Annotated in this window: 22 protein-coding genes; 20 read left to right on the top strand and 2 right to left on the bottom strand. The window is 68.7% G+C overall.

Annotated elements, in window-relative coordinates:
* Positions 1-6 precede the first annotated feature (6 nt).
* The 8 genes from secF (at position 7) to NA8_RS09810 (ending at position 9,237) form a co-directional block, all read left to right on the top strand.
* Positions 7-1,242, top strand: a complete 1,236-nt coding sequence (gene secF / locus NA8_RS09845; protein WP_063050082.1) for a protein translocase subunit SecF — start codon at positions 7-9, stop codon at positions 1,240-1,242.
* 17 nt (positions 1,243-1,259) lie between these two features.
* Positions 1,260-2,981: an ABC transporter substrate-binding protein gene (locus NA8_RS09840; RefSeq protein ID WP_063050081.1), complete on the top strand. Its 1,722-nt coding sequence runs from the start codon at positions 1,260-1,262 to the stop codon at positions 2,979-2,981.
* A 37-nt stretch (positions 2,982-3,018) separates the two neighbouring features.
* Entirely contained in the window at positions 3,019-3,591 is a 573-nt protein-coding gene (locus NA8_RS09835; RefSeq protein ID WP_063050080.1) for an adenine phosphoribosyltransferase, read from the top strand.
* Positions 3,592-3,681: 90 nt separating this feature from the next.
* Entirely contained in the window at positions 3,682-4,287 is a 606-nt protein-coding gene (locus tag NA8_RS09830) for a DUF4291 domain-containing protein (protein WP_063050079.1), read from the top strand.
* A 165-nt stretch (positions 4,288-4,452) separates the two neighbouring features.
* Positions 4,453-6,042 carry an ABC-F family ATP-binding cassette domain-containing protein gene (locus tag NA8_RS09825; protein ID WP_063050078.1) on the top strand — a complete coding sequence of 530 codons (1,590 nt, stop codon included), beginning with the start codon at positions 4,453-4,455 and terminating at the stop codon, positions 6,040-6,042.
* 284 nt (positions 6,043-6,326) lie between these two features.
* Complete coding sequence (locus NA8_RS09820) at positions 6,327-7,274, top strand: hypothetical protein (RefSeq protein WP_063050077.1); 948 nt, start codon at positions 6,327-6,329, stop codon at positions 7,272-7,274.
* 14 nt (positions 7,275-7,288) lie between these two features.
* Positions 7,289-8,542, top strand: coding sequence for an adenylosuccinate synthetase (locus NA8_RS09815; protein WP_063050109.1), 1,254 nt, complete (start codon positions 7,289-7,291; stop codon positions 8,540-8,542).
* A 68-nt stretch (positions 8,543-8,610) separates the two neighbouring features.
* Positions 8,611-9,237, top strand: coding sequence for an NUDIX hydrolase (locus NA8_RS09810; protein WP_063050108.1), 627 nt, complete (start codon positions 8,611-8,613; stop codon positions 9,235-9,237).
* Positions 9,238-9,283: 46 nt separating this feature from the next.
* Here NA8_RS09810 and NA8_RS09805 read toward each other — a convergent pair whose 3' ends face one another.
* Entirely contained in the window at positions 9,284-9,616 is a 333-nt protein-coding gene (locus NA8_RS09805) for a YnfA family protein (RefSeq protein WP_063050076.1), read from the bottom strand.
* Complete coding sequence (locus NA8_RS09800; RefSeq protein WP_245663749.1) at positions 9,613-10,395, bottom strand: metallophosphoesterase family protein; 783 nt, start codon at positions 10,393-10,395, stop codon at positions 9,613-9,615. Before NA8_RS09800 ends, NA8_RS09805 begins: the two co-directional genes overlap by 4 nt.
* A 202-nt stretch (positions 10,396-10,597) precedes the next feature.
* Between NA8_RS09800 and NA8_RS09795 the strand changes: the two genes are divergently transcribed.
* The 12 genes from NA8_RS09795 to NA8_RS09740 form a co-directional block, all read left to right on the top strand.
* A complete protein-coding gene (locus NA8_RS09795) occupies positions 10,598-11,629 on the top strand; it encodes an alkaline phosphatase family protein (RefSeq protein ID WP_245663748.1) in 1,032 nt (343 codons plus the stop codon).
* A gap of 371 nt (positions 11,630-12,000) precedes the next feature.
* Positions 12,001-14,400 (top strand): RelA/SpoT family protein, encoded by a 2,400-nt coding sequence (locus tag NA8_RS09790; protein WP_063050075.1) that lies wholly within the window; start codon positions 12,001-12,003, stop codon positions 14,398-14,400.
* A 291-nt stretch (positions 14,401-14,691) separates the two neighbouring features.
* Entirely contained in the window at positions 14,692-16,290 is a 1,599-nt protein-coding gene (locus NA8_RS09785) for a cutinase family protein (RefSeq protein ID WP_063050074.1), read from the top strand.
* Positions 16,291-16,347: 57 nt separating this feature from the next.
* Entirely contained in the window at positions 16,348-17,316 is a 969-nt protein-coding gene (locus tag NA8_RS09780; protein WP_063050073.1) for a DUF8176 domain-containing protein, read from the top strand.
* 15 nt (positions 17,317-17,331) lie between these two features.
* Positions 17,332-18,210 carry a MinD/ParA family ATP-binding protein gene (locus NA8_RS09775; protein ID WP_063050072.1) on the top strand — a complete coding sequence of 293 codons (879 nt, stop codon included), beginning with the start codon at positions 17,332-17,334 and terminating at the stop codon, positions 18,208-18,210.
* Positions 18,207-18,869 carry a DUF6668 family protein gene (locus NA8_RS09770; protein WP_063050071.1) on the top strand — a complete coding sequence of 221 codons (663 nt, stop codon included), beginning with the start codon at positions 18,207-18,209 and terminating at the stop codon, positions 18,867-18,869. The genes NA8_RS09775 and NA8_RS09770 overlap by 4 nt, the downstream gene beginning before the upstream one ends.
* Positions 18,870-18,920: 51 nt before the next feature.
* Positions 18,921-19,217, top strand: coding sequence for a hypothetical protein (locus NA8_RS09765; RefSeq protein WP_039799032.1), 297 nt, complete (start codon positions 18,921-18,923; stop codon positions 19,215-19,217).
* 7 nt (positions 19,218-19,224) lie between these two features.
* Positions 19,225-19,500: a hypothetical protein gene (locus NA8_RS09760; protein ID WP_040867663.1), complete on the top strand. Its 276-nt coding sequence runs from the start codon at positions 19,225-19,227 to the stop codon at positions 19,498-19,500.
* Between the two features lie 31 nt (positions 19,501-19,531).
* The gene (locus NA8_RS09755; RefSeq protein ID WP_245663747.1) at positions 19,532-20,188 is read left to right on the top strand and encodes a DUF8175 domain-containg protein; all 657 of its coding nucleotides are present in this window, start codon (positions 19,532-19,534) and stop codon (positions 20,186-20,188) included.
* Positions 20,185-20,997, top strand: coding sequence for a DUF8175 domain-containg protein (locus tag NA8_RS09750; RefSeq protein WP_063050070.1), 813 nt, complete (start codon positions 20,185-20,187; stop codon positions 20,995-20,997). Before NA8_RS09755 ends, NA8_RS09750 begins: the two co-directional genes overlap by 4 nt.
* Positions 20,998-21,119: 122 nt before the next feature.
* Positions 21,120-21,827, top strand: coding sequence for a DUF8175 domain-containg protein (locus tag NA8_RS09745; protein WP_218019433.1), 708 nt, complete (start codon positions 21,120-21,122; stop codon positions 21,825-21,827).
* 38 nt (positions 21,828-21,865) lie between these two features.
* A partial coding sequence (locus tag NA8_RS09740) for a conjugal transfer protein TraG N-terminal domain-containing protein (RefSeq protein ID WP_245663746.1) occupies positions 21,866-23,004 on the top strand: 1,139 nt, incomplete at its 3' end.

The following is a 23,004-nucleotide window of genomic DNA, read 5'->3' as shown; positions in this document are numbered from 1 at the left end:
GACGCGATGACCAACAGCCACACCACCCCCTCGCTCGACAAGACGAGCGCTACCGAGATCACCGACGTGTTCGCGGCGGTCGGCGGCCCGCAGCAGCCCAAGCACGGCTTCCTCAACCGCCTCTACACCGGTACCGGCGCCATCGACGTCATCGGCAAGCGCCGGATGTGGTACCTGATCACCGCCGCGATCGTGCTCGTCTCGCTGGGCAGCATCCTCTTCCGCGGCTTCAACTTCGGCATCGACTTCGAGGGCGGTTCGCGCATCCAGTTCCCGGCGGGGAACGCGACCACCAGCGCGGCGGAGGAGGCCTACCGCGGCGCTATCGGCACCGATCCGGTCTCGGTGCAGACCGTCGGTACCGGCGGATCGGCCACCATGCTGATCCGGTCCGAGGCGCTGGACCAGCAGCAGGTCGAGGCGCTGAACAACGCGCTGTTCGCGAAGTTCCAGCCGAAGGACAAGTCCGGCAACCCGAGCCGGGCCGCGATCAGCACCTCCGACGTCAGCGAGACCTGGGGTAGCCAGATCACCCGCAAGGCGCTCATCGCGCTCGCGGTGTTCCTCGTGCTCGTCGCGGTATACATCGCGGTCCGATTCGAACCGCACATGGCCATCGCGGCGCTGGCGGCGCTGGCCTTCGACGTCACGGTCACCGCGGGCGTGTACTCGCTCGTCGGCTTCGAGGTCACCCCGGCCACGGTCATCGGCATCCTGACGATCCTCGGCTTCTCGCTCTACGACTCGGTCGTTGTGTTCGACAAGGTCGAGGAGAATACCCACGGCATCCTGCACCTGACCAGGCGCACCTACGGTGAGCAGGCCAACCTCGCGGTGAACCAGACCCTCATGCGCTCGATCAACACCGCCTTGATCGGTATTCTGCCGATCGTCGGCTTGATGGTGATCGCGGTCTGGATGCTCGGCGTGGGCACCCTCAAGGACTTGGCGCTGGTGCAGCTGGTCGGTCTGCTGGTCGGCACCTACTCCTCGATCTTCTTCGCGACTCCGCTGCTGGTCTCGATCAAAGAGCGCTGGGGGCCGGTGGCGGCGCACACCAAGAAGGTCCTCGCCAAGCGGGCCGGTGCGGCCGGCGCCCGGGCAGGCGTCGCGGCCGAGCGCCGGGCGAGCATGGCATCGGGCCGGGATTTCGGCGAGACGCCGCGCGGACAGCGTGCGGCGGGGCAGACACCGCGACCCGGTGCGCGCCCGAGCGGTAAGCGGCACAAAAGGCGGAACTGACACCAGACAGGGGTTTCATGCGACAGCCACGCGGTGCGGTACGACTGATCGGAGCGCTCGCTGCGGGCACGCTGGCCGCCGGGTTGATGGTCGGCTGCTCCAGTAAGAACCAGGTTCCCTCCATCGGCTACGCGACCGATGCCACCATCGCCACCTATAACGGCGGCAGCACACTCGGAACGAGTTCCGGCTCGTCGGCGGTGTTCTCCCGGGTGCTCACCGGTTTCTTCTACACAGGTCCGGACGGCCAGCAGGTCGCCGACACCGACTTCGGGACCGCCAAGGAGGTGCCGGGCGAGTCGCAGACCATCCAGTACCGCCTCAATCCCGACGGCGTGTACTCCGACGGTGTGCCGACCTCATGTGACGACTTGGTGCTGGCCTGGGCCGCCCGCAGCGGGCGGTACACCAAACCTGGTGACCGCGGCGCGGTTCCGCTCTTCGACGCCGCGAGCACCAGCGGCTACGACGACATCGAGCGCGTCGACTGCCAGCCCGGTTCGCGGGATGCCACGGTGGTGTTCCGGCCCGGTCGGCGTTACCTGCCGTGGCGCACTCTGTTCACGGCGGGCGAGTTGGTGCCCGCGCACGTCGCGGCCCGAGTCGCTAACGTGCCCAATGTCGTGTCGGCGTTGCAGACCGGCGACCCGAATGCTCTCGGCAGGATCGCGGAATTCTGGAACACCGGATGGACCATCCCGGCCGACGGCCGGCTGGACCTGTCGCGGTTTCCTTCGTCGGGGCCGTACCGCATCGAGTCGTTCGGCAGCGAGGACGGCTTGGTGCTGGTCGCCAACGAGCGGTGGTGGGGCAACAAACCGGCGACCGGGCGAATCGTCGTCTGGCCCAAGACCTTCGACCTGAAGCAGAAGGTCGGCGACAACGCCGTCGGTGTGCTCGACATCGGTGCGCATTCGGTGAAAGACCTGAATCTGAACGGCTTCTCGGTGCAGACCATGCCCGGCCGGGGCGCCGAGCAACTGGTGCTGTCGACCGGCGGCGTGTTCGCCTCGGTCGAGGCGCGCCGCGCGTTCGCGTTGTGCCTGCCACGTCAGACGCTGTTCGACAAGCTCGGCAAGGCGCCGGACGCACCGAAGACCGGGCTCGGCTCAGGCCCGCTCGACGCGCACGTGGTGCAGCAGGACTCCCTGTTCTACCCGGCGGTCATCGGCGCGGCGAACAAGTACTCCGGTGGCGACGTGGCGAACGCGACCCGGGCGGTCGCGGCCTCCGGTGCGCCGAACCCGACCGTCCGGATCGGCTATCAGGGTCCGGACGATCGCCGCGCGCAGACCGTCGCCATGATCGCCGAGGCCTGCAAACCGGCGGGCATCACCGTGGTGGACGCCGGTGCGCCCGACTTCACTCCCGCCCGGCTCACCGAGGGCAAGGTCGACGCCGTCCTGGGCAGCACCGCCGCGGCGCCCGGTCCGGCGGGCTCGCTCGGGGGCGAGGCCGCGACCAGCGCGTTGCGCACCGGTAGCGGGCTCAATTTCGGACGGTTCGGCAACGGCCGTTACGATGCGATCACCGATCAGCTCGGGGCCGACGACAGCGCGGCCGTACAGCTGAATCTGCTCACCGAGGCGGAGAACCTGCTGTGGGCGGAGCTGCCGAGCATCCCGTTGTTCGCCACTCCGCGCACGATCGCCTTCGGCAAAGGGCTGCGCAACGGGATCGCCGCCCCCACCCAGGCCGGCTCCGGCTGGAACATGGACCGGTGGGTGCTCGAGCGGTGACCGACGGTGTGGGTGATGGGATCATGGAGAGGTGTCGATGAGTAAGCACGCGGCAATCGAATCCGCGGACGTAGCCGCCGAACGGACCACCAAAGCCGCCGAGGTGGTCGACCGTTTGACCCGTTGGCACGACGACTTTCCCACGTCCGGTGTGCGTTTCGCGGATCTCACCCCCGTGTTCGCGGACGCCGAGGGCTTCCGCGCGGTGGTCGACTGCCTGGCCGCGTGCGCGCCCGACGCAGATCTGGTGGCGGGCGTCGATGCCCGCGGCTTCCTGCTCGGCGCCGGTGTCGCCGCATCCCTCGGCACCGGCGTGCTCGCCATCCGCAAGGCGGGCAAGCTGCCGCCGCCGGTGATCAGCCGCGAATACAGCCTCGAGTACGGCACTGCCGCGCTGGAGATTCCCGCGGACGGCATCGAACTGGCGGGCCGTCGCGTCCTGTTGCTGGACGACGTGCTCGCCACCGGCGGCACGCTCGCGGCCGCCGCCGAAATCTTCAAGCAGGCGGGCGCCGAGGTGGCCGCCGCCGCGGTGGTGCTGGAACTCGGCTTCCTCGGCGGGCGCGCACGGCAGGGCGACTACCCGCTGACCTCCATCGTCCAGCTCTGAGCCATGCCTCGGATCCGCTCGCCACTCGCAGCGGGTTGCGCGTAGCGGAAATCCGTTGCCCTGGACCGCGGTGGCTGTCAGGATCGCGGCATGCGAGCTGACGAGCCGCCGCGCCGGATTCGGGCGGTCTACGACGAGAACACGATCGTCGTCTATCAGGCATACGCCCCGGAGATCGCGGAATCCGCCCTGGCCGCAGGAACTTTCGTAGCCCCGTTCCGCCGCGAGCGGATGACGTGGATCAAGCCCTCGTTCCTGTGGATGATGTATCGCTGCGGTTGGGCGAGCAAGCCCGGCCAGGAACGAGTTCTGGCGGTCACGATCACCCGTTCCGGGTTCGAGTGGGCGCTGGCGCATGCCTGTCTAAGCCACTACGAGCCGAAACTGTTCCCGGATCGGCGGGCATGGGCGGAGCGGCTCCAAACGAGTCCGGCGCGCATCCAATGGGACCCGGAACGAGATCTCGCACACCGGCCCCTGTCGTACCGCTCTGTGCAGGTGGGCTTGGCGGGTATCGCGGTAGAGCACTACCTCGACCGATGGATCATCGGCATCCGCGATGTCACCGAGGAAGCGCGGCAGCTGCGCCGGATGATAGCCGCGGGGGAGTTGGAGGCGACGGCGCGGGCTCTCCCCGAGGAACGTCCCTATCCGCTCCCTGCGGCCGCGTCCGTCATCATCGGCGCGTCGTCCTGAAGCGGACGTGTGATCCGAATTGCACTGGCGCAATCGGCCGAGTTGTGTCTAATCTGGACAGGTCTTATCCCCGTTGATCGGAGTTCTGCCGTTGCTCATTTGAGGTAGCCACTCGTGCGGCCCGCATTCGCGCGCCGTCATTCGTCGCAACCTCCAGGAGCAGGCATGACCAATCTGTCTTTTTCCGATCTCACTTTCGGCTGGCCGGACGGCACCCCCGTTTTCGACGGCCTCGACGCCGTCCTCGGTCCCGGTCACATCGGCCTGGTGGGCGGTAACGGTGCGGGCAAGTCCACTTTGCTGCGGTTGATCGCGGGGGAGCTGAAGCCCGTTCGCGGGTCCGTCACCGTCATCGGGCATCTCGGGTATCTGCGCCAGGATCTCGGCCTGGGTGCGGGGCAGCGCGTCGATTCGGTCCTGGGCATCGGGGAGGTGCGAAAGGCATTGCACCGCATCGAGTCCGGGTCGGGCGGTGAAGCCGACTTCGATCTGGTCGGTAATCACTGGGATGTCGAGGAGCGGGCGTTGGCGTTGCTGGCCCGGCTCGGACTGCACTACGTCGCCGACTCGGTGGAGCAGCTCGATCGCACGCTCGACACCCTCTCCGGCGGCGAGACGGTGCTGCTCGGACTGATCGCCGAGCTGCTCGCCGAGCCGGACGTGCTGCTGCTGGACGAACCGACGAACAACCTTGACCGGATGGCGCGCGCACGGCTCTACGAGGTGGTCGAACAGTTCTCCGGCACGGTGCTCACGGTCAGCCATGATCGTGAGCTGCTCGAGCGGATGACCTCCATCGCGGAGCTACGCCACGGCGAATTGCGGCTGTTCGGTGGAAATTTCAGCGAGTACGAGCGGATCGTCGCCGCCGAGCAGGAAGCGGCTCGTGCCGCGATCCGCGACGCGCGCAGCGATGTCCGCAAGCAGGCCCGCGAACTCGTCGAGGCGCGCATCAAGCTGGACCGCAGGCAGCGATACGGGCAGAAGATGTGGGATCAGAAGCGCGAGCCGAAGATCATCATGAACGAACGCAAACGCCAGGCGCAGGTGTCGGCCGGCAAGCTGCGCAACAACCACATCGAGAAGCTGGACACCGCCAAGGAGCAGCTCGAGCAGGCGAAGGAGCTGTTGCGCGACGATCGGGAGATCCGGGTGGAGCTACCCGGCACGCGGTTGTATCCCGGCCAGGACGTGATCGAGCTGGAACGGGTCGAGCTGGCGTGCGGGCCCACGGTGACGTTGCGGGTGTCCGGTCCGGAGCGGATCGCGCTGACCGGACGCAACGGCGTCGGCAAGACGACGTTGCTGCGGCGCATCGCGCAGGAGGGGCCGAAGGTGCCGTGGCGGATGCTGCCGCAGCGGCTGGACGTGTTCGACGAGCGGCGATCGGTCTTCGAGAACGTCGCCTCGACGGCGCCGCACGCGTCCGCGGAGCGGATCCGGGCGCAGCTGGCCCGCTTCCTGTTCCGCGGCGCGGACGCCGATGTCGCGGCCGCGGCGCTGTCGGGCGGTGAACGGTTGCGCGCGGCGCTGGCCATGCTGCTGCTGGCCGATCCGGCGCCGCGACTGCTGTTGCTGGACGAGCCGACCAACAATCTCGACCTGCCCAGCCTGGAGCACCTGACCCAGGCGCTGGCGAGCTTCGAGGGGGCGCTGATCGTGGTCAGCCACGATCCGCGTTTCCTCGACGACATCGGGGTGACTCGTCGTCTCGAGCTCACCGCGGAGGGATTGGCGGAGACGCTGGTGACCTGACCTGCCGTCGCCGTCGAGAGCCGCTGCGGGCGCGGAACCGGCCTCCCGGCGACAGGCGGAGGCCGAGCCGGCAGCGGTGCCTGATAGCAGGGTGGGGCGCGAACCGCGCGGGCTGCGACCATGCGCCTGCACGTGCACGGGAGCCAGGCACCGATTGGTGGTGCCCGGCTCCGGTGCGCGTCGTCGAGGTACTACCCATAGCTCGGGCGGACGGCCGATGTTCGCGATCCTTGACCGCCCTAGTTTTAGTCACGTACACTAAAACAAAGAGAGGGCGTGATCACATGGGATACGGAAACTGGGACGACTCCGCCTACCGCGCGGCGAAGACCTTCCGCGCCGCTCGCGGCATCGACGACTTCGGCTACACCGCCGACATGCGGGCCGAGCCGCACGCCGAGTGGCGGGTGCACCCGACGCTGGATCCACTCGGCGTCACGGTGCGCGAATGCCGGGATTCGGCCGAGCACGGCAGTTCGCTGCCCATCGCGGTGCTGTTCGACGTCACCGGATCGATGGGGCGGGTGCCGCGGATCATGCAGGACAAGCTGGGTACTCTGCACGGTCTGTTGCGGCGCAAGGGTTACGCGGACGACCCGCAGATCCTGTTCGGCGCGATCGGCGACGCGGACACCGACCGCGTGCCGTTGCAGATCGGCCAGTTCGAATCCGACAACCGGATGGACGAGCAGTTGCGCGCCATCTTCCTGGAGGGCGGCGGCGGTGGGCAGAAGTCCGAAAGCTACGAACTGGCCGCCTATTTCCTGGCGACGCACATCGCGACCGACGCCTGGGACAAGCGGCGCAAGAAGGGCTATCTGTTCCTGATCGGCGACGAGCTGAACAAGCCGCGGCTGGCCTCCCGTCACATCCGCGCGATCATCGGCGACAGTGTGCGCCAGGACATCTCGGTGGAATCCATCTACCGCGAACTCGCCGAACGCTGGCACGTGCACTACATCCTGCCCAACCAGTCCAGCTACTTCCACGACCCGGAGATCGCCGAGCACTGGCATGAGCTGCTCGGCCAGAACTTCCTGCGCCTGGACGACCCGGCCGCGGTGTGCGAACTCATCGCGCTGACGATCGGATTGGCGGAAGGTCGCGTCGACCTGGCCGCCGGACTGGCGGACTTGCGTGACGTCGGGTCCGTGGCCGAGGCCGCGTCGGTGGGCAAGGCGCTCGGGGCCGTCGGTGGGCGAGCGCGGGCATTGCCGCGCGGCCGCGGGTGAAGCCGGGGCGAACGATGTTCGGATCGCACATCATCGTCGTGGATCTCGGTTTCGGGGACGCGGGCAAGGGCGCGACGGTCGACTGGCTCTGCGCCCCCGGGTCGGGATTCCAGGTCGCCGCCGTGGTCCGGTTCAACGGCGGGGCGCAGGCGGCGCACAACGTGATCGCCGACGGACGGCATCACACGTTCGCGCAGTTCGGATCGGGGACGTTCGCGGGTGTCCCGACACTGTTGTCGCGCCACATGCTGGTCGAACCGATCGCGCTGGCCGCCGAGGCTCGGGGATTGGCCGCGCTGGGCGTCCGGGATCCGCTGTCGTTGTTACGGATCGACGGGCGGGCATTGCTCACCACGCCGATCCACATCGCCGCCAACCGTGCCCGCGAGGATGCGCGGGGTCGCGCGCGGCACGGTTCGTGCGGCCGTGGGATCGGCGAGACCGCAGGGTACGCGCTGGCGCACACGGCACCGACCGTGTCGGATTGCCTGCGACCCCGGGTGCTGCGCCGCAAGCTGCGGGCGCTGGCGGCGTACTACGGGCCGCTCATCGCGTCGAGCGAACATCGTTACGAGCCGATCGATGACCTGGTCGACATGTACCGGGAGTTCGCCGCAGCGGTCCCGATCGTCGGCGACGACCAGTTGGCTCGGTTCGCGCGGCGCGGCACGGTGGTGTTCGAAGGCGCCCAAGGCGTCCTGCTCGACGAGTGGCGCGGGTTCCATCCGCACACCACCTGGTCGACGGTCGAGCCGCGCAACGCGCGCGCGATGCTCGCCGAGATCGGTGCGCGCGGTTATGTGCTCGGCGTCACCCGCACCTATCAGACCCGCCACGGCGCGGGCCCTTTCCCCACCGAGGATCCAGGTCTCGCCCTGCCCGAGCCGCACAATGCGGCAGGCCGCTACCAAGGCGAATTCCGTCTCGGGCACTTGGACACGGTGCTGCTGCGCTACGCCATCGAGGTATCGGGCGGTGTCGACGGTCTCGCCGTCAACCACTTGGATGTGCCCGGAAGGCGTTACGCCGCAACCGGTTACACCGTGGAGGGCGTCGCCTGGGATCGGGTGCCCGCCGGACGCGTGCAGGACCTGGACCACCAGCGGGAGCTGACCCGGTTGCTCTCGCGCGCCGAGCCCGTCCTCGCCGAAATGCCGGACGACCCGGTGCCGTGGCTGGCCAGGACGCTCGGTGTGCCGGTCGTCCTCACCGCCGACGGCCCCGGCCGCCGCCACCGCACCCGCACGGCGTATCCCGTCGCGGCGTGATCGTCCGCGCAGACATTCCGGGAGATGGGTCCGCCTGCCGCGCGGCGGTTCGGGCAGGATGGGTGGCCGTGGAGCAGTCCGTTGTGTCGGTGGATGTCGTGGCGTTGCGGTTCTGGGACGAGGACGGCGGCGTCCGATTCGGGATCGCACCCCGGGCGATGGAACCGTTCGCGGGGCAGCTCGCCTTGCCCGGTGTGCTGCTCGGACGGGGGGAGCGGCTGGCCGTCGCGGCACGGCGCGCGGTGCACACCAAATTGGACGTCCCGGAGGCCGCCATCGGCTCGGTGGGGCAATTGGTGACCTTCGACGAGCCGAACCGCGACCCGCGCGGGCCGACGCTCTCGATCGCGATGTGGGCGGTGGTGGGACCGCACGAGGGACCGGCGCGGTGGACCGCCTTCGACGAGGTGCCCGAATTGGCCTTCGACCACAATCGCATCGTCGCGGTGGCCCGCGACGTCCTGACGCGGTTGCTGTGGAAGGACCTGACATTCACCAGGGCCCTGCTCGGCGAGGAATTTCCGGCGACCAAGGCGGTGGAGGCCGTCACAGCGCTGTCCGGAGCCCGTCCCGACGCCGCGAACCTGAACCGGACGCTGGCGGCCATCCCGGGGCTGGCGCGCACCACCGAACGGCGTCGCGTCAAAGCGACCGGCCGACCCGCGGCAGTGTGGGCCTTCGGCGCGCAGGAGTGAACGACAGTGCGGGATGTCGCGTCGAGGTCGATCGAAGGGCCTGCGGTCAGCGGCGCGGTGCGTACATGATGATCCCGACCCCGACCAGGCAGATCGCCGCGCCCAGATAGTCCCAGCGATCGGGGCGGAACTTGTCCACCAGCATGCCCCAGGCCAGCGATCCCGCGACGAAGACACCGCCGTAGGCGGCGAGGATACGGCCGAAGTTCGGGTCCGGCTGGAAGGTCGCGACGAAGCCGTAGACGCCGAGAGCGAGGACGCCCGCGGCGATCCAGACGACGCCACGCTGTTCCCGCCAGCCCTGCCACACCAGCCAGGCTCCGCCGATCTCGGCGAGCGCGGCGAGGGCGAACAGCAGCAGCGAGCGGGCGACCGTCATGGCGGGGACGGAACTTGCTCGCGATCCGTCGGACGCGAGCCAGGGTCGACCTCATAGACGGCGTAGGCGCGCCCGAGCACGGGGTAGGAGACATTGCGCACCGGCACGCCGCCCTGGGTGCGCCCGAATTCCGTTCCACCGTGGGCATGTCCGTGGACGGCCAGCACCGCTCTGCCCGCGTCGATGGCCCCGGCCAGATCATCGCAGCCGAGTCCGGCGTAGATCTTGGGCGGTTCACCGGCCAACGTGTCGATGACCGGCGCGAAATGCGTGAGCGCGATGCGGGTTTCGCAGTCGAGCAGGTCGAGGGCCTGGCGGAGGCGAAGGGCGTCGAGTGGGCCGCGGCGCATGCGGGCGCGGTGTTCGGCGGAACCCTCCTCCGGTGTGCCTGGATGGCCCGGGAAGCCGCCGCTGCCGCCCATGACTCCGGCGATGCCCACCCGGATTCCCCCGATGTCGAGGCTGATCGCGGTGCCGTCCAGCACGTGGACGCCCAACGCGGTGAGCTGTGCCGCTATCAGGTAACCCGATCGTTGATCGTGGTCGTGATTGCCGAGCACGGCGACCACCGGTACAGGAACACCGTCGAGTTCGGCACAGAGCAATTCCGACTCCACGCGGGTGCCGCCATCGGTGAGATCGCCTGCCAGTAAGAGGATGTCGGCGTTCCCGGAAAGGCGCAGGAAGTCGGAGCGGAAACGTCCGGCGACCGCCGCGCGCATATGCAGGTCGCCGACGGCGGCGACGCGGAGGCATTCGGTGTTGCGCGCTGCGGTCACGACGGCCAGTCGGCCACAGCGGCGAAGGCGTGTCAAGCGATGGTGCGAAAGCCGTGCGCGACGGTCGATCGGCACACGGATGCGGAACTCGACGTTCACCTGGCCGCGACCGGCCGTGAAGTTCGGATATAGCTTGCCGCTATTCATTGTTCAGAGCGTGTTCAGTGAGGCTACCGACAGTGTGGCCCTTGATGAAACGTCCATGAACACTGCCGTGGCGGGCTATCGCGTCTGCCCGCGGGTCCCGCATGGTCGCGGTATGAGCCGAGCGCAACTGCTGTCCAAAGTCGTTGCCGCCGCGACGGCCGTCTTCCTTCCGCTGTCCGCGACCGGAGTCGCCGAGGGGGAGGCTCCGACGGCGAAGGTGGTCGTGATCGGCCTGGACGGCTTGATGTACGGCAAGGTCGAGCAGGTGCGGGCGCCGAATCTGCTGCGGCTCAGCGGAGAAGGCTTGCTGAGCCGTTCCTCGATCGCTCCGCACATCACCATCTCGGGTCCGTCCTGGGCCACCGTGCTGACCGGCGTGTGGGATCGCAAACACGGCATCACCGACAACCGGTTCACCGCCGCCCCGTTCGCGCGGTACCCGACGGTGTTCACCCGGCTCGAGCGGGCTCGACCGGCGCTGAAGACCCAGTCCATCGCCACCTGGGACCAGATCGCCACCATGACCGGCAGCGGCGACCCGCGCGCCGACGTCGTCGTCTCCACCGCGCCCGTGCCGGACGATCCGGACGAGTCCCGCACCGACGCCGCCACCACCGACGCCACGGTCGCCGCGATCGGCCGATTCGCGCCCGACCTGCTGTTCACCCATCTGGACCAAGTCGACCGCGCCGGTCACGACGCGGGCGGCGCTTCGCGGGCCTACCTGAACGCCGTCACGCGCGCCGACGCTCTGGTCGGTCGCATCGTCGCCGCGGTCGACGCTCGCGCCGCCGCCCATCCCGCCGAGCGGTGGACCGTACTCGTCACCGCCGACCACGGCCACCTGCCCAGGGGCGGGCACGGCGGCCAATCCCCGGACGAGACGACCAACTTCGTCATCGCTCGCGGCCCGGACTTCCGGCCCGGCGCCACCAGTACCCGAGCGACGCTGGTCGACGTCACCCCCACGGTGCTCGACCTCTTCGACGTCGCCCCCGGCGCCGATCTCGACGGTCGCACTCTCCGCTTCGAGCCCGGACCCGGCCGGACACCGATGTCCGAACCCATGCCCGCCGCGATCCGCTGATAGGCCCTCGCCCGGCATCGTTCCCCGGCTCTCGCTCCGACCCGTGTGTCCGACATGTTCGGATCCACGAGGCGGCAAATTCACCCCGAGGTGGTCGAAGGGCCGGTTTTCGCAGGTGGGAAGGAGTATCAGTGGTGATGGGTCACGCGATGGCCACCGCGTCCGGCGCATCGTGAACCTGCCATATGTGACGGTTGTCCGGAGTGGTCGGGACCTCTGCGGGCCCGCCTGCGTTCTGCGTCGCGACACCCTCGCGCGCATCCTTGGTTCGTGGAGCGGACGTTGCTGCTGCGCCCGGACTAAAGTTGGTGGTCCGGGAGGTTGCACCGGTCGGATAGGGTGGTCCGATCGAGGCGCGGAGAGGTGGTGGCATGACTCAGCATCTGGGCGAGGCGAAAGTCGAGCAATCGACGTCGGGCCCGCAGCCGAACGGTGCGGGCGCCACCGATGCCGCGAAACCGCAGGCGCCGGCGAATGCGTCGCCTCCGCGTCAGCCGGGCACCTCTTCCGCGGTCCCGACCTCGGCCTCGCGCCGGGTGCGGGCGCGGCTGGCCCGCCGCATGACCGGTCAGCGCGGTATCGCCGCGGTCAAGCCGGTACTCGAGCCCCTGGCCACCGTGCATCGCGAGCTGTACCCGAAGGCCAACCTGACGTTGCTGCAGCGGGCGTTCGACGTGGCCGACGAGCGACACAAGCATCAGTTCCGCAAATCGGGTGATCCCTACATCACCCATCCGCTCGCCGTGGCCAACATCCTCGCCGAACTGGGCATGGACACCACCACGCTGGTGGCCGCTCTATTGCACGACACGGTGGAGGACACCGGATACAGCCTCGAACAGCTCACCCAGGACTTCGGCTCCGAGGTCGCCCACCTCGTCGACGGCGTCACCAAGCTGGACAAGGTCAATCTGGGCGCCGCCGCCGAAGCGGAGACCATCCGCAAGATGATCATCGCGATGGCCCGCGACCCACGCGTGCTGGTGATCAAGGTGGCCGACCGGCTGCACAACATGCGCACCATGCGGTTCCTGCCGCCGGAGAAGCAGGCGAAGAAGGCCAAGGAGACGCTGGAGGTCATCGCTCCGCTCGCCCATCGCCTCGGTATGGCGACGGTGAAGTGGGAGCTGGAGGACCTCGCCTTCGCGATCCTGCACCCGAAGAAATACGACGAGATCGTCCGGCTGGTCGCCGACCGCGCGCCCTCGCGCGACACCTACCTGGCGAAGGTGCGGGCCGAGATCGTCAACACGCTGGCCGCCTCCCGGATCAACGCGATCGTCGAGGGTCGCCCGAAGCACTACTGGTCGATTTACCAGAAGATGATCGTCAAGGGTAAGGACTTCGACGACATCCACGACCTGGTCGGCATCCGCATCCTGTGCGACGAGGTGCGCGACTGCTACGCGGCCGTCGGCGTGGTGCACTCGCTGTGGCAGCCCATGGCGGGGCGGTTCAAGGACTACATCGCCCAGCCGCGCTACGGCGTCTACCAGTCGCTGCACACCACCGTGGTCGGACCGGACGGCAAGCCCCTGGAGGTGCAGATCCGCACCCAGGACATGCACCGCACCGCGGAGTTCGGCATCGCCGCGCACTGGCGCTACAAGGAGACTCGCGGCAAGCACTCCAACGACACCGCCGAGGTCGACGACATGGCGTGGATGCGCCAGCTGCTGGACTGGCAGCGGGAGGCCGCGGACCCGGCCGAGTTCCTGGAGTCGCTGCGCTTCGACCTGAAATCGCCGGAGATCTTCGTGTTCACGCCGAAGGGCGACGTGATCACGCTGCCGCAGAAGTCGACGCCGGTGGACTTCGCCTATGCCGTGCACACCGAGGTGGGGCACCGCTGCATCGGCGCCCGGGTGAACGGGCGGCTGGTCGCGCTGGAGCGCCAGCTGGAGAACGGCGAGGTCGTCGAGGTGTTCACCTCCAAGGCGCAGAACGCCGGACCCAGCCGTGACTGGCAGAACTTCGTGGTGTCCCCGCGCGCCAAGGCGAAGATTCGCCAGTGGTTCGCCAAAGAGCGGCGCGAGGAGGCGCTGGAGAGCGGCAAGGACCAGATCTCCAAGGAGGTCCGCCGGGTCGGGCTGCCGCTGCAGCGGTTGATGAGCGTCGACGCGATGACCGCGGTGGCCCACGAGCTGCACTACACCGACATCTCGACGCTCTACACCGCCGTAGGCGAGCACCAGGTCTCCGCGCACCACGTGGTGCAGCGGTTGATGGCGCAACTCGGTGGCATCGGCGACGTGGAGAACGAGCTGGCCGAGCGCTCCACCCCGTCGACGACCCCGAGCAGGCAGCGGGTCACCGGTGACGCGGGCGTGCTGATCCCCGGCGCCGCGGGCACCGTCGCCAAGCTGGCGAAGTGCTGCACTCCGGTGCCCGGCGACGAGATCATGGGCTTCGTGACCCGCGGCGGCGCGGTGAGCGTGCACCGCACCGACTGCACGAACGCCGGCTCCCTCCGGGAGCAGGCCGAGCGGATCATCGAGGTGTCCTGGGCGCCCTCGCCGTCCTCGGTCTTCCTGGTCGCCATCCAGATCGAAGCGCTCGATCGCACGCGACTGCTGTCGGACGTGACCAAGGTACTGGCCGATGAGAAGGTCAACATCCTGTCCGCTTCGGTGGCCACGCACGGCGACCGGGTGGCGATCAGCAAGTTCACCTTCGAGATGGGCGATCCGAAACACCTGGGGCACCTGCTGAATGTGGTGCGCAACGTGGAGGGCGTCTACGACGTCTATCGCGTCACCTCCGCCGCGTGATCAACCTGCGAGTAGCTGTCAAATAGCCAACGGCTCAAGGCGTTTCGGTTGCCGCGAAGCCGGTTCCGGCCTTGCCATTCGGGGCGGACTGTCGGAAACTTGTCGGACTGAAACCAGGAACGCGCCAGAGTGTGGTGCGTTCACTTCGGTGTGTCGTGGAAGTTTTCCGCCGATGCGGCAGTAATAGCCGGAATCTGTTACCGTCTATTGCGTTTCATGGCGTTGAGGTACCTGCGGCAGACGACTTGATTGCGGATCGCTATGACTGGATACACGGCAAGACTCTCGGGGATGCTGGTAGCACTCGCCGTGGCTGTGGCGACCGCCGGTGTCGCCGCAGCGGAGCCGTCGGTTCCCGCCGGGCCCTCCACGCAGATCCGTCTCACGACCTGTCCCGCGTTGTACGCCTTGGGAATTCAGGGCACCGGTGAGTCCTCTCCGGACGCCGCGCCCAGCACCGACACGGGCATGCTCTCCACCGTTTTCCGGCCGATGATGGCGAAAGCTTCCGACACCGGTCTGGTCGACCGGGCCTACGTGCCATACGAATCCGGCTTCGGCGGGGCGACAGCCGGTGGCGTGGTGCCTTATTGGGATTCGGTGTCCGGCGGCCTCACCCGTTTGCGGAGCATGGCCGAGACCGTCGCCGCCGCCTGCCCGAACAGTCGTTTCGCGGTGGTCGGGTACTCGCAGGGCGCGCATGTCGCGTCGATGTTCGCGCAGGAGATCGGCCAGGGCCGCGGCGTGCTGCCCGCCGAGCGGGTCGCGGCGGTCGCGTTGTTCGCCGACCCGACCCGCAATCCCGGCGCACCGCTGTTCCCCGGCGCGCCGGGCAAGGCGACACCGGACCCCGCGCCGGGAACCTCGGGCGACCGGCTGGAATCCATCGCCGCGCTGCCGCAGGCCCCCGCCACCGGCGGCGGCATCGGCCCGGAACGGGACAAGGCCGCGAACTTCGGGGCGCTCACCGGACGGGTGGCGAGTTTCTGCGCGGCGGGCGATCTCGCCTGCGACGCTCCGGACGGCGCGCCGATCCTGCGGGCGGTCGCCAACGTAGCCGGTCAGTCCAAACTCAGCGGCGGCGACCCGATCGGCTCGCTGGTATCGATCGCGCAGGCGCTGGCGTTCACCTCGATCAAGACCGCGACCCGGGTGCTCGACGAGGACGTTCAGGGCAATTCGCTGGCCACCCTGTCGATCTCGCCGGAGAAGTCGATCTCGCAGCGCCTCGCGGACGCCTCGGACCCGCGTACGCCGCTGAATCTGCCCGGGGCGCTGCAGGCGCTGCTGAAAATCGGCATGATCGGCTTGAACTCGGTGATCGCAGTGGTGCGGACGGTGATCGACTCGGCGAACATCTCCGAACTGGCCACCGCGGGCCTGGCCGATCCGCCCGCCGCCCTGCTGAGGCTCGGCGCCGAACTGGTCGGCGCCGTTCCGCAGCTGATTCCGCCGACCACCGGGGTCCGGCTGATCACCCAGGCATTCGACGCGGTGGTGCAGAACATCACCGACAACAGCGAGCTGCTGAACACGACGACGTGGGTGCGCTACTGGGACACCGTGCAGCGCCATACCGCCTACACCAGCGCGACCGTCTCGGCCGACGGCGCCGCGCCCACGCAATTCGTCGCCGACTGGCTCGCGGCGCTGGCCCGCGACATCGCCGACGCCTTCGGCGGTAAGGCCGAGCCACGGCCGGTGCTGGAGAAGCTGCCGACCGGATTCTCCGGGGACGGCTCCGGCGCGTCTCCCACGCCGACTTCGTCCGGTACGGGACAATTTCCGTTCGGGACAGGAGCCGATGGCGCCTCATCCAGCGGCGTGACATCGATTCCGCCCACCGACCGAACCGGCATACCCAACGCCTACCCGTTCTCCACGAACTGATCGCCGAGAGGGTCCGACGATGCGATACTGCGTGCCCTGCTCCGCGGGAATGGGGGAATGTTGAAGTCGTACAAACAGCTTTCCCGCTGGTACGGCGCTTTGGAGCCGGAGACCGGTGCACAGGAGAAAGACAAGCCGGATGAGGCGAATGTCATCATCCCCGCGGACGACGAGGGGCCCGCGCGGTTCCCAGACTACATCCGCGATGACGACCAGCCGTGGCAGCGCAAGCCCGAGGAGGTCCCCGCGGACCTGCCCGCCCAGCGCAGCGAGTTCACCGGTGGGTGGTCGGACTGGGTGGTGACCGGCCATGCGCCCGGTCCGGACGACGACTACGTCGCGCCCCGGCCGGTCGATCCCGTGCCGTTCCCGTGGGCCGACGACGACGAGCACGAGCCGGTCGAGCAGCCGCGTCCCGCGGCGTCGCGTGCGCTGCGGAAGGCCGCCCGTGACCACCCGGCGGTGCGCCGGGCCCGGCTGCTGCTCATCGTGATCGCGGCGGTGCTGATCATCGCCGTCGCGGCCGTGGGAGTGCTGCTCCTGCTGCGCGCCGCCGCCGATCGCGCCGCGCTGCCGAGGGACTCGCATGTGTCCGCGTCGGTGCAGCTCACCGTCGGCGGAGCCCAGGCGGTCGGCAATCCGCGCGCGGTGGGTTCCGGCGCCTGCCCGACCGAGCGCAGTGACGCGATCATGCGCAGCTCGGAGGCGGGCGGCACGAACTCCGGGCCGGATGTGGTGCTGTCGTTCCAGTACGCGTACTACGTGGAACGCTCCGGGGAGCGAGCCCGCGCGGTCGTCGCACCGGATGCCAATGTCCAGCCGGCCTGGGTCATCCAGCGGGGCATCGACTCCGTCCCGGCGGGCACGACCCATTGCGTGCGGATCGTGACAGTCGGTGACAACCGGTACTCGGTGGAGGTCACCGAGTACCGGCCCGGCGGTGCGCCCGCCACGTACAACAGGCAGACGGTCACCACCGCGGTGATCGACGGCCGCACCCTGATCACGGGCATCGCGGCCGGATAGAGGAGAGCAGAAGCGATGGGAGAGGACTGGAGCCGCTGGCTCGACGAAGCGCCCGGGGATGGCGCGGCGCCGAGCCGGCCGGTGCGTTCCAAGGCTCCGGTGGTGCGGTTGCGGCGCGGCAAGGATGACGGCTCCGAGGCGGATCATCCGGCGCAGCGGCCGATCCTGGTGGTCGGGGGGTGCGGTGGCGCGGGTACCACCACGACGGCGTTGGGCTTGGCGGGTGAACTCGGCACGGGCGGTACCCCGACGGTCGCGGTGGATGCCACCACGGCCGGTAGCGATCTCGCGCTGCGCGGCGCGGACGAGCATCTGCACCCGATCAGCCTGCAGTCCTGGTTGTACGGACGCGGTGACGACGAACCCGCCCCGCTGAAGGAATGCCTGTCGCGCGCGACTTCGGGCATCGGTCTGCTCTGGCGTGACGCCGCGCCGCTGCGCAGGCGTGCGACCTATCTCACGGTTGCCCGTGCGGTGCGCGACGCCGGATACACCGCCGTCTACGACGGCGGGCATCCGATTGCCGCCCGGCAACTGCTCCCTCTGCTCGATGACGCGGATGTGGCTCTGGTGCTTGCCATTCCAGCCCGCACGGATGCGGCCAACCGACTGCGGGTCGCGCTGGAATGGCTCGACGACCAGTTCGGGGATACCGGGGAAGGGCACGGCGGCGGTGTCGTCGGCGACACGACGATCGTCATCTCCCATCAATATCCCGGCGACGACTCCCGGGTAGCCGAGCATTTGCGTGAGCACCTGTCAGGCTGGGTCCGCGATATCACGGAGATTCCCTACGATCCGCACCTGGCCCGTGGTGAACTCGTGCGGCACGCCTCGCTGGCCGCCGAGACGCGCCGGGCGTATGGGCGCTTGCTCGCCGGGGTGGCATCATGACCGCCGCCATGATTTTTCCGCGTCAGCCCGACCCCGCGCCCGCCGGTGTGATCGCCCCGCCGGAGTCCCGCCGTGCCGCCATCTGGGACCGCCCCGTACCGGGTGTCGGCCGTGCGCCGCTGGTCTGGCTACTGGGTGTGCACGGGGGAGCCGGAGCCAGTACCCTCGCGCATGTGCTTGCGCCCGCGGCGGATTCGGGCCGCCGCTGGCCCGGCGTCTTCGACCGCGAAAGTCCGTTCGTCGTCCTCGTCGCCAGAGAGACCATCGCCGGTCTGTCCCGCGCGCACGACCTTCTGCGCCAACATCTTTCGGGTTTCGCCGGTCCCTCCGACGTACTCGGCCTGATCACCGTCGCTGCGCGGCCCGGCCGGATGGCTCCCGAGATCCGGCGCTACCGCGACGTGGTCGGCTCCCTGGCCGGACAGGTGTGGCAGGTGCCGTGGTACGAGGAGTGGACGCTGGTCGAACCGGAGCAACTGCCGGTGTGGTCGCCCGGCGATCCGATGCCATCCAGGAAACGCAAGCTCGATCTGCTGGAGGAAGTCCCGCTCGATGTCCGGGAGCTCGGCGCCGACATCGTGGCGGCCGCTCGGACGGCACTGGAGGAGGCCAGCTACGACCGCCGGTCACCGGATCTTCGTAAGCCGTCCGATGAGTGATCGTCCGCATCGGATCGGCGACAACCACCTACTATTCGAGAAAGGCATCCGATGAGCACGCTCCTCCTCGCCGTGCAGGACACGTACGGCACCGTCCTCGCGCAAGTCGGTAATCCGACGCCCGAGGCGCCGCCGGGCTCGGAGAAGATCCTGCAGCTGGTGCGGTATCTCACCTGGTTCGTGCTGTTGTCCGGAATCTGCGGCATCGTCTACGCGGGTGGCAAGTTCGCCTGGGAGAAGTGGACCGGCGGTGGTCTGGAGTCGCCGAAGATGGTGGCGGGCGCGATGATCGGCGGCGTGGTCGCCACCAGCGCGGGCACCATCATGAACGCCGTCATCGGGACCTGAGGTCGCGATGAGTACCGTGCGCATGCCCGCAGCCGAATTGCTGGCCTACAAGCAGATGCCCGCCGATGTCCTCGCACCGCTGATGCAGCTGCTGAACTGGCTGCTGTGGTTCGTCCTTCTGGTCTGCCTCGCCTGGATGATCGTGTCCGCGGGGAAGCTGTGGCTGACCTTCCGCAGCGACCTGGCCATGAACGACGCCTCGCACGGCGTGCTGATGAGCCTGCTGGGTGCTGTGGTGGCGAGCACGGCGTCGGGGATCGCCCTGGCGTTCCTGCCCGCGTGAGCCGCCGGAACGGGACGGGGACGACGCGGGAATGACTTCGACAGTACTGCGGCCGGCGGACTCCGCGGCGTGGCGGCGCGACATCCGCCGCCCCGCGGCCGGAGTCGTGGGCGCCGCGCTGCTGTTCGCGGCGGTCGGCTGCGGCGGTAACGCGGACCCGGCGGGGCCGGACCTCTCGGCCGCGCCCACCGATGTGCGATGGCAGCCGTTCCAAGGCGTGCCGCTGCCGCACACCGCCCAAGGGCCGCGATCGACGGCCGACGGCGCGGCGACCGGTTTCGAGCACTCGCCACGCGGCGCGGCCATCGCCGCGCTGACCCATTCGGTGCGGCTGGCGGTAGCCGCCGACACGCAATGGGCGAAAGTTGCTGCCCGAGAGGTCGTTCCGGGCTCGGCCAAGGACGAGTGGGCGATCAACCGGGTGCAGCTGTCGATCACGGGCCCGGCGGCCCCGGAGTTCGCGCCCCGTTTGCTCGGCTACAAGATCACCGGTTACACCGACCGGCACTCCACCGTCGACGTGTACACCGAATACTCCGACCGATCGAAGGCGGTGCACCACACGGCCGTCGAGTGGTTCGGCGAGGACTGGAGATTACGGCTGCCCGATCCGGATGCGACCGCCAGACCCATCGATCCGATCGACGCAGTACCTACCGACATCGTGAAAGTGGAGGCACCGACGTGAGCGACAGGGAGTCGTACGCGCGCGACCGTGTCTCCTTCGGCATCGTCGCCTCCGCCGCCGTGCTGGCGCTCATCGTGGTGGTCGGCATCTTCGTCTTCGTCAGCCGCGACGAGGAGCAGGCCGGCGGGGCCCCCGCCGTCACCGCGGGTTCCGGCGGCACCGGCTTCGCGAGCCCCGAGGTGGACATCCTCGGCAGGCGCGTGGATATCCCGAACAACCCTGCCGGACAACCGCTTCCGCAAGATCCCTCCCGGCAGCGCAAGCCCACCGACCCGGACTGGCTGACCGCGGCGCCGCAGGGCACCGCCGAACCGCACGGCTGGCAGCGGGTGTACGGCGCCTCCGTCCCGTTCTCCACATCCGACGGGCCGACGCGGATCGAGGACGACCTGGCCGTCGGGTACGCGCACACCCCGCAGGGCGCGGTACTGGCCGCGGCGCAGATCACCTACCGGCTCAATGCCCGACCCGCCGACCGCGACCTGTACGTGCGCCAGGTCCGCGTCTCCGCCCAGCAGATCGCCGCCTACGACAAGGCCCTGGCCGACGACCGCCTGCCCGAGCAGCAGCCGGAGAAGGTGACCCGCTACTTCGTCGCCTCGGACGCGTTCAAAGTGGACGACTACGCCGACGATCTCGCCATCGTCCGGCTGGCCACCAGGGGACCGGTGGTGGACGGCAAACGGCTGTGGGTGGCGACGCGCCTGGTCATGGTGTGGGACGCGGGCGACTGGCGTCTGAAGCCGTCGACCAACAACAACACGCAGATGGAGTATCTCGAGTCGCTGACGGGGTGGACGCAGTGGTGAGCCGTAGAAGGCCTTCCGGGCACATGCCGCCGGCTGTGCTGGGCGCGGGTGCCGTACTCGCGGTGGCGGTCGCGGCAGTCGTCACTGTGGTTGCTGTCCGGGATGACGCGCCACATGATCGAGTGGCGCAAAAGACGACCACATCGGCGAATCCGTCTGGCGGGCCGACTGCCGCGTCGTCATTCGTGAGTTCCGGTGCGGACTCTTTCGGCCATCGTTTCGATATCTCGAACAATCCTGCCGGACAGGCTCTTTCGCAGTCGGGCGCGCCCCGGACGCCGACCGATCCGGAGTGGCAGACCGGTGCGCCGGGCGGGACGACTCAGCCGGGCGGTTGGCAACAGGTATACGGCGGCCCGATCATTCCCTTCTCGACGACCGATGGACCGGCGCGCATCGACAACGGTGTGCCGTCGGGCTTCGCCAAGACCCCGCAGGGTGCCGCGCTGGCCGCCGAGCAGATCTACTGGAGGACCGTGGCGCGACCCACTGACCGCACGCTGTGGCAGCAGTTGGTGATTCTCGCGCCCGAGGAGCTCGCCGATCGGGAGCGCAAGATCGCCGCGGGCAAAGTGCCCGACGTCTTGCCGGAGAGTGCCAAGCCCCTGCTTTACGCATCCGACGCTTTTCGAATCGAAAGCTATGGTGACGATTTCGCTGTTGTTCGGGTCGCCCGCAAGACACGTGAGTTCCTGCACGGCGGGCGAAGTTGGGTGGCCATGAGACTCAACGTGATATGGCGTGACGGCGGCTGGAAACTGAAGTCGTCCGCGGGCGACGCACAGCCGCTCGAGACGATCGGTTCGATCGATGGGTGGACACAATGGTGAGGCGGCTAGTCACAATCCTTGCGGTCATCTTCACAGTGATGATCGCAACTCCGACCGTGGCCTACGGACAGACGTACGGCTTCGACGATACGTGCAATGAAATTCACGACACTCTCGACGGCGTCGGACTGCCCGGCTTCAGCCTCGGCGACGCCGCGTCCGCCGCCTGCAAGGCGGGTAATGCCGCCTCGCATCCCGACCAGGCGGCGACGGCGGTGAAGGACAAGGCTTGGGATTCCACCTTCGGCAAGGTGGTCGATTCGCTGATGAACGGTCTCGGTGAGGCCATCATCCTGGCGTTGACCTTCTGGATGAAGGTGCCCAACGAGGCGGCCAGCGATTCCGGTTCGCTGTTCACCAAGATCAACGACTACACCTATCAAGCGCAGATCCTGCTGTTGATAGCGTCGGTGATCCTCTCCGGGGCGCGATTGGCCGAAGCCAGACGCGGGGCCGCGATGAACGAGGCGGCCGAATCGTTCCGGATGTTCACCCGCGTCATATTCAGCTCCTGGATGCTCGGCGCGGTGATCGTCGCGGGCACGCAGGCGTCGGACCGCTTCGCGGAGTGGATCATCGACGACTCGACCAACGGCAACGCCAAGGACCTCGCCGAGCTGATGGTGAAAACCAGCAAGCTGCAAGCGTTTTCGCCGGGCCTGGTGCTGATCATCGCGATCGTCGGCCTGCTCGGTGCGCTGGCGCAGATCGTGCTCGCCATCGTGCGGCAGGGCCTGCTGGTGATCGCGGCCGGAGTGCTGCCGCTGGCGGCGGCGGCCTCCGGGATGAACATCGGCAAGCAGTCCTATCAGAAGCTGATCGGCTGGATCATCGCCTTCATGCTGTGGAAACCGGTGGCCGCGATCGTCTACATGATCGCGTTCACCACGGCAGGCCACGTCGACTCGCTCACCCCGACGGGCGGCCTGCCCGACGGTGAGCAGGCCCAGCGCATGCTGGTCGCCATCGTGCTGCTGTGCAGCGTGGCGTTCGTGCTGCCCGCGCTCATGCGACTGGCCACTCCGGCCGTCGCGATCGTCGGCAGCGGCGGCTCCGGTTTCACCGCGGCGGGCGGCACCCTGGTCGGTGTGGCGGCCTTGGGCGCCATGGGCACCAAAGCGGTTGGCGTCAAGGGCACCGCGGCCCCGGGTAGGGCCGGCTACGTGAGCGGCAGCGG

The organism is Nocardia arthritidis NBRC 100137, from assembly GCF_001612765.1.
In the GTDB taxonomy this organism is placed as follows: domain Bacteria; phylum Actinomycetota; class Actinomycetes; order Mycobacteriales; family Mycobacteriaceae; genus Nocardia; species Nocardia arthritidis.
This window is presented reverse-complemented; position numbering and strand designations above follow the sequence as displayed.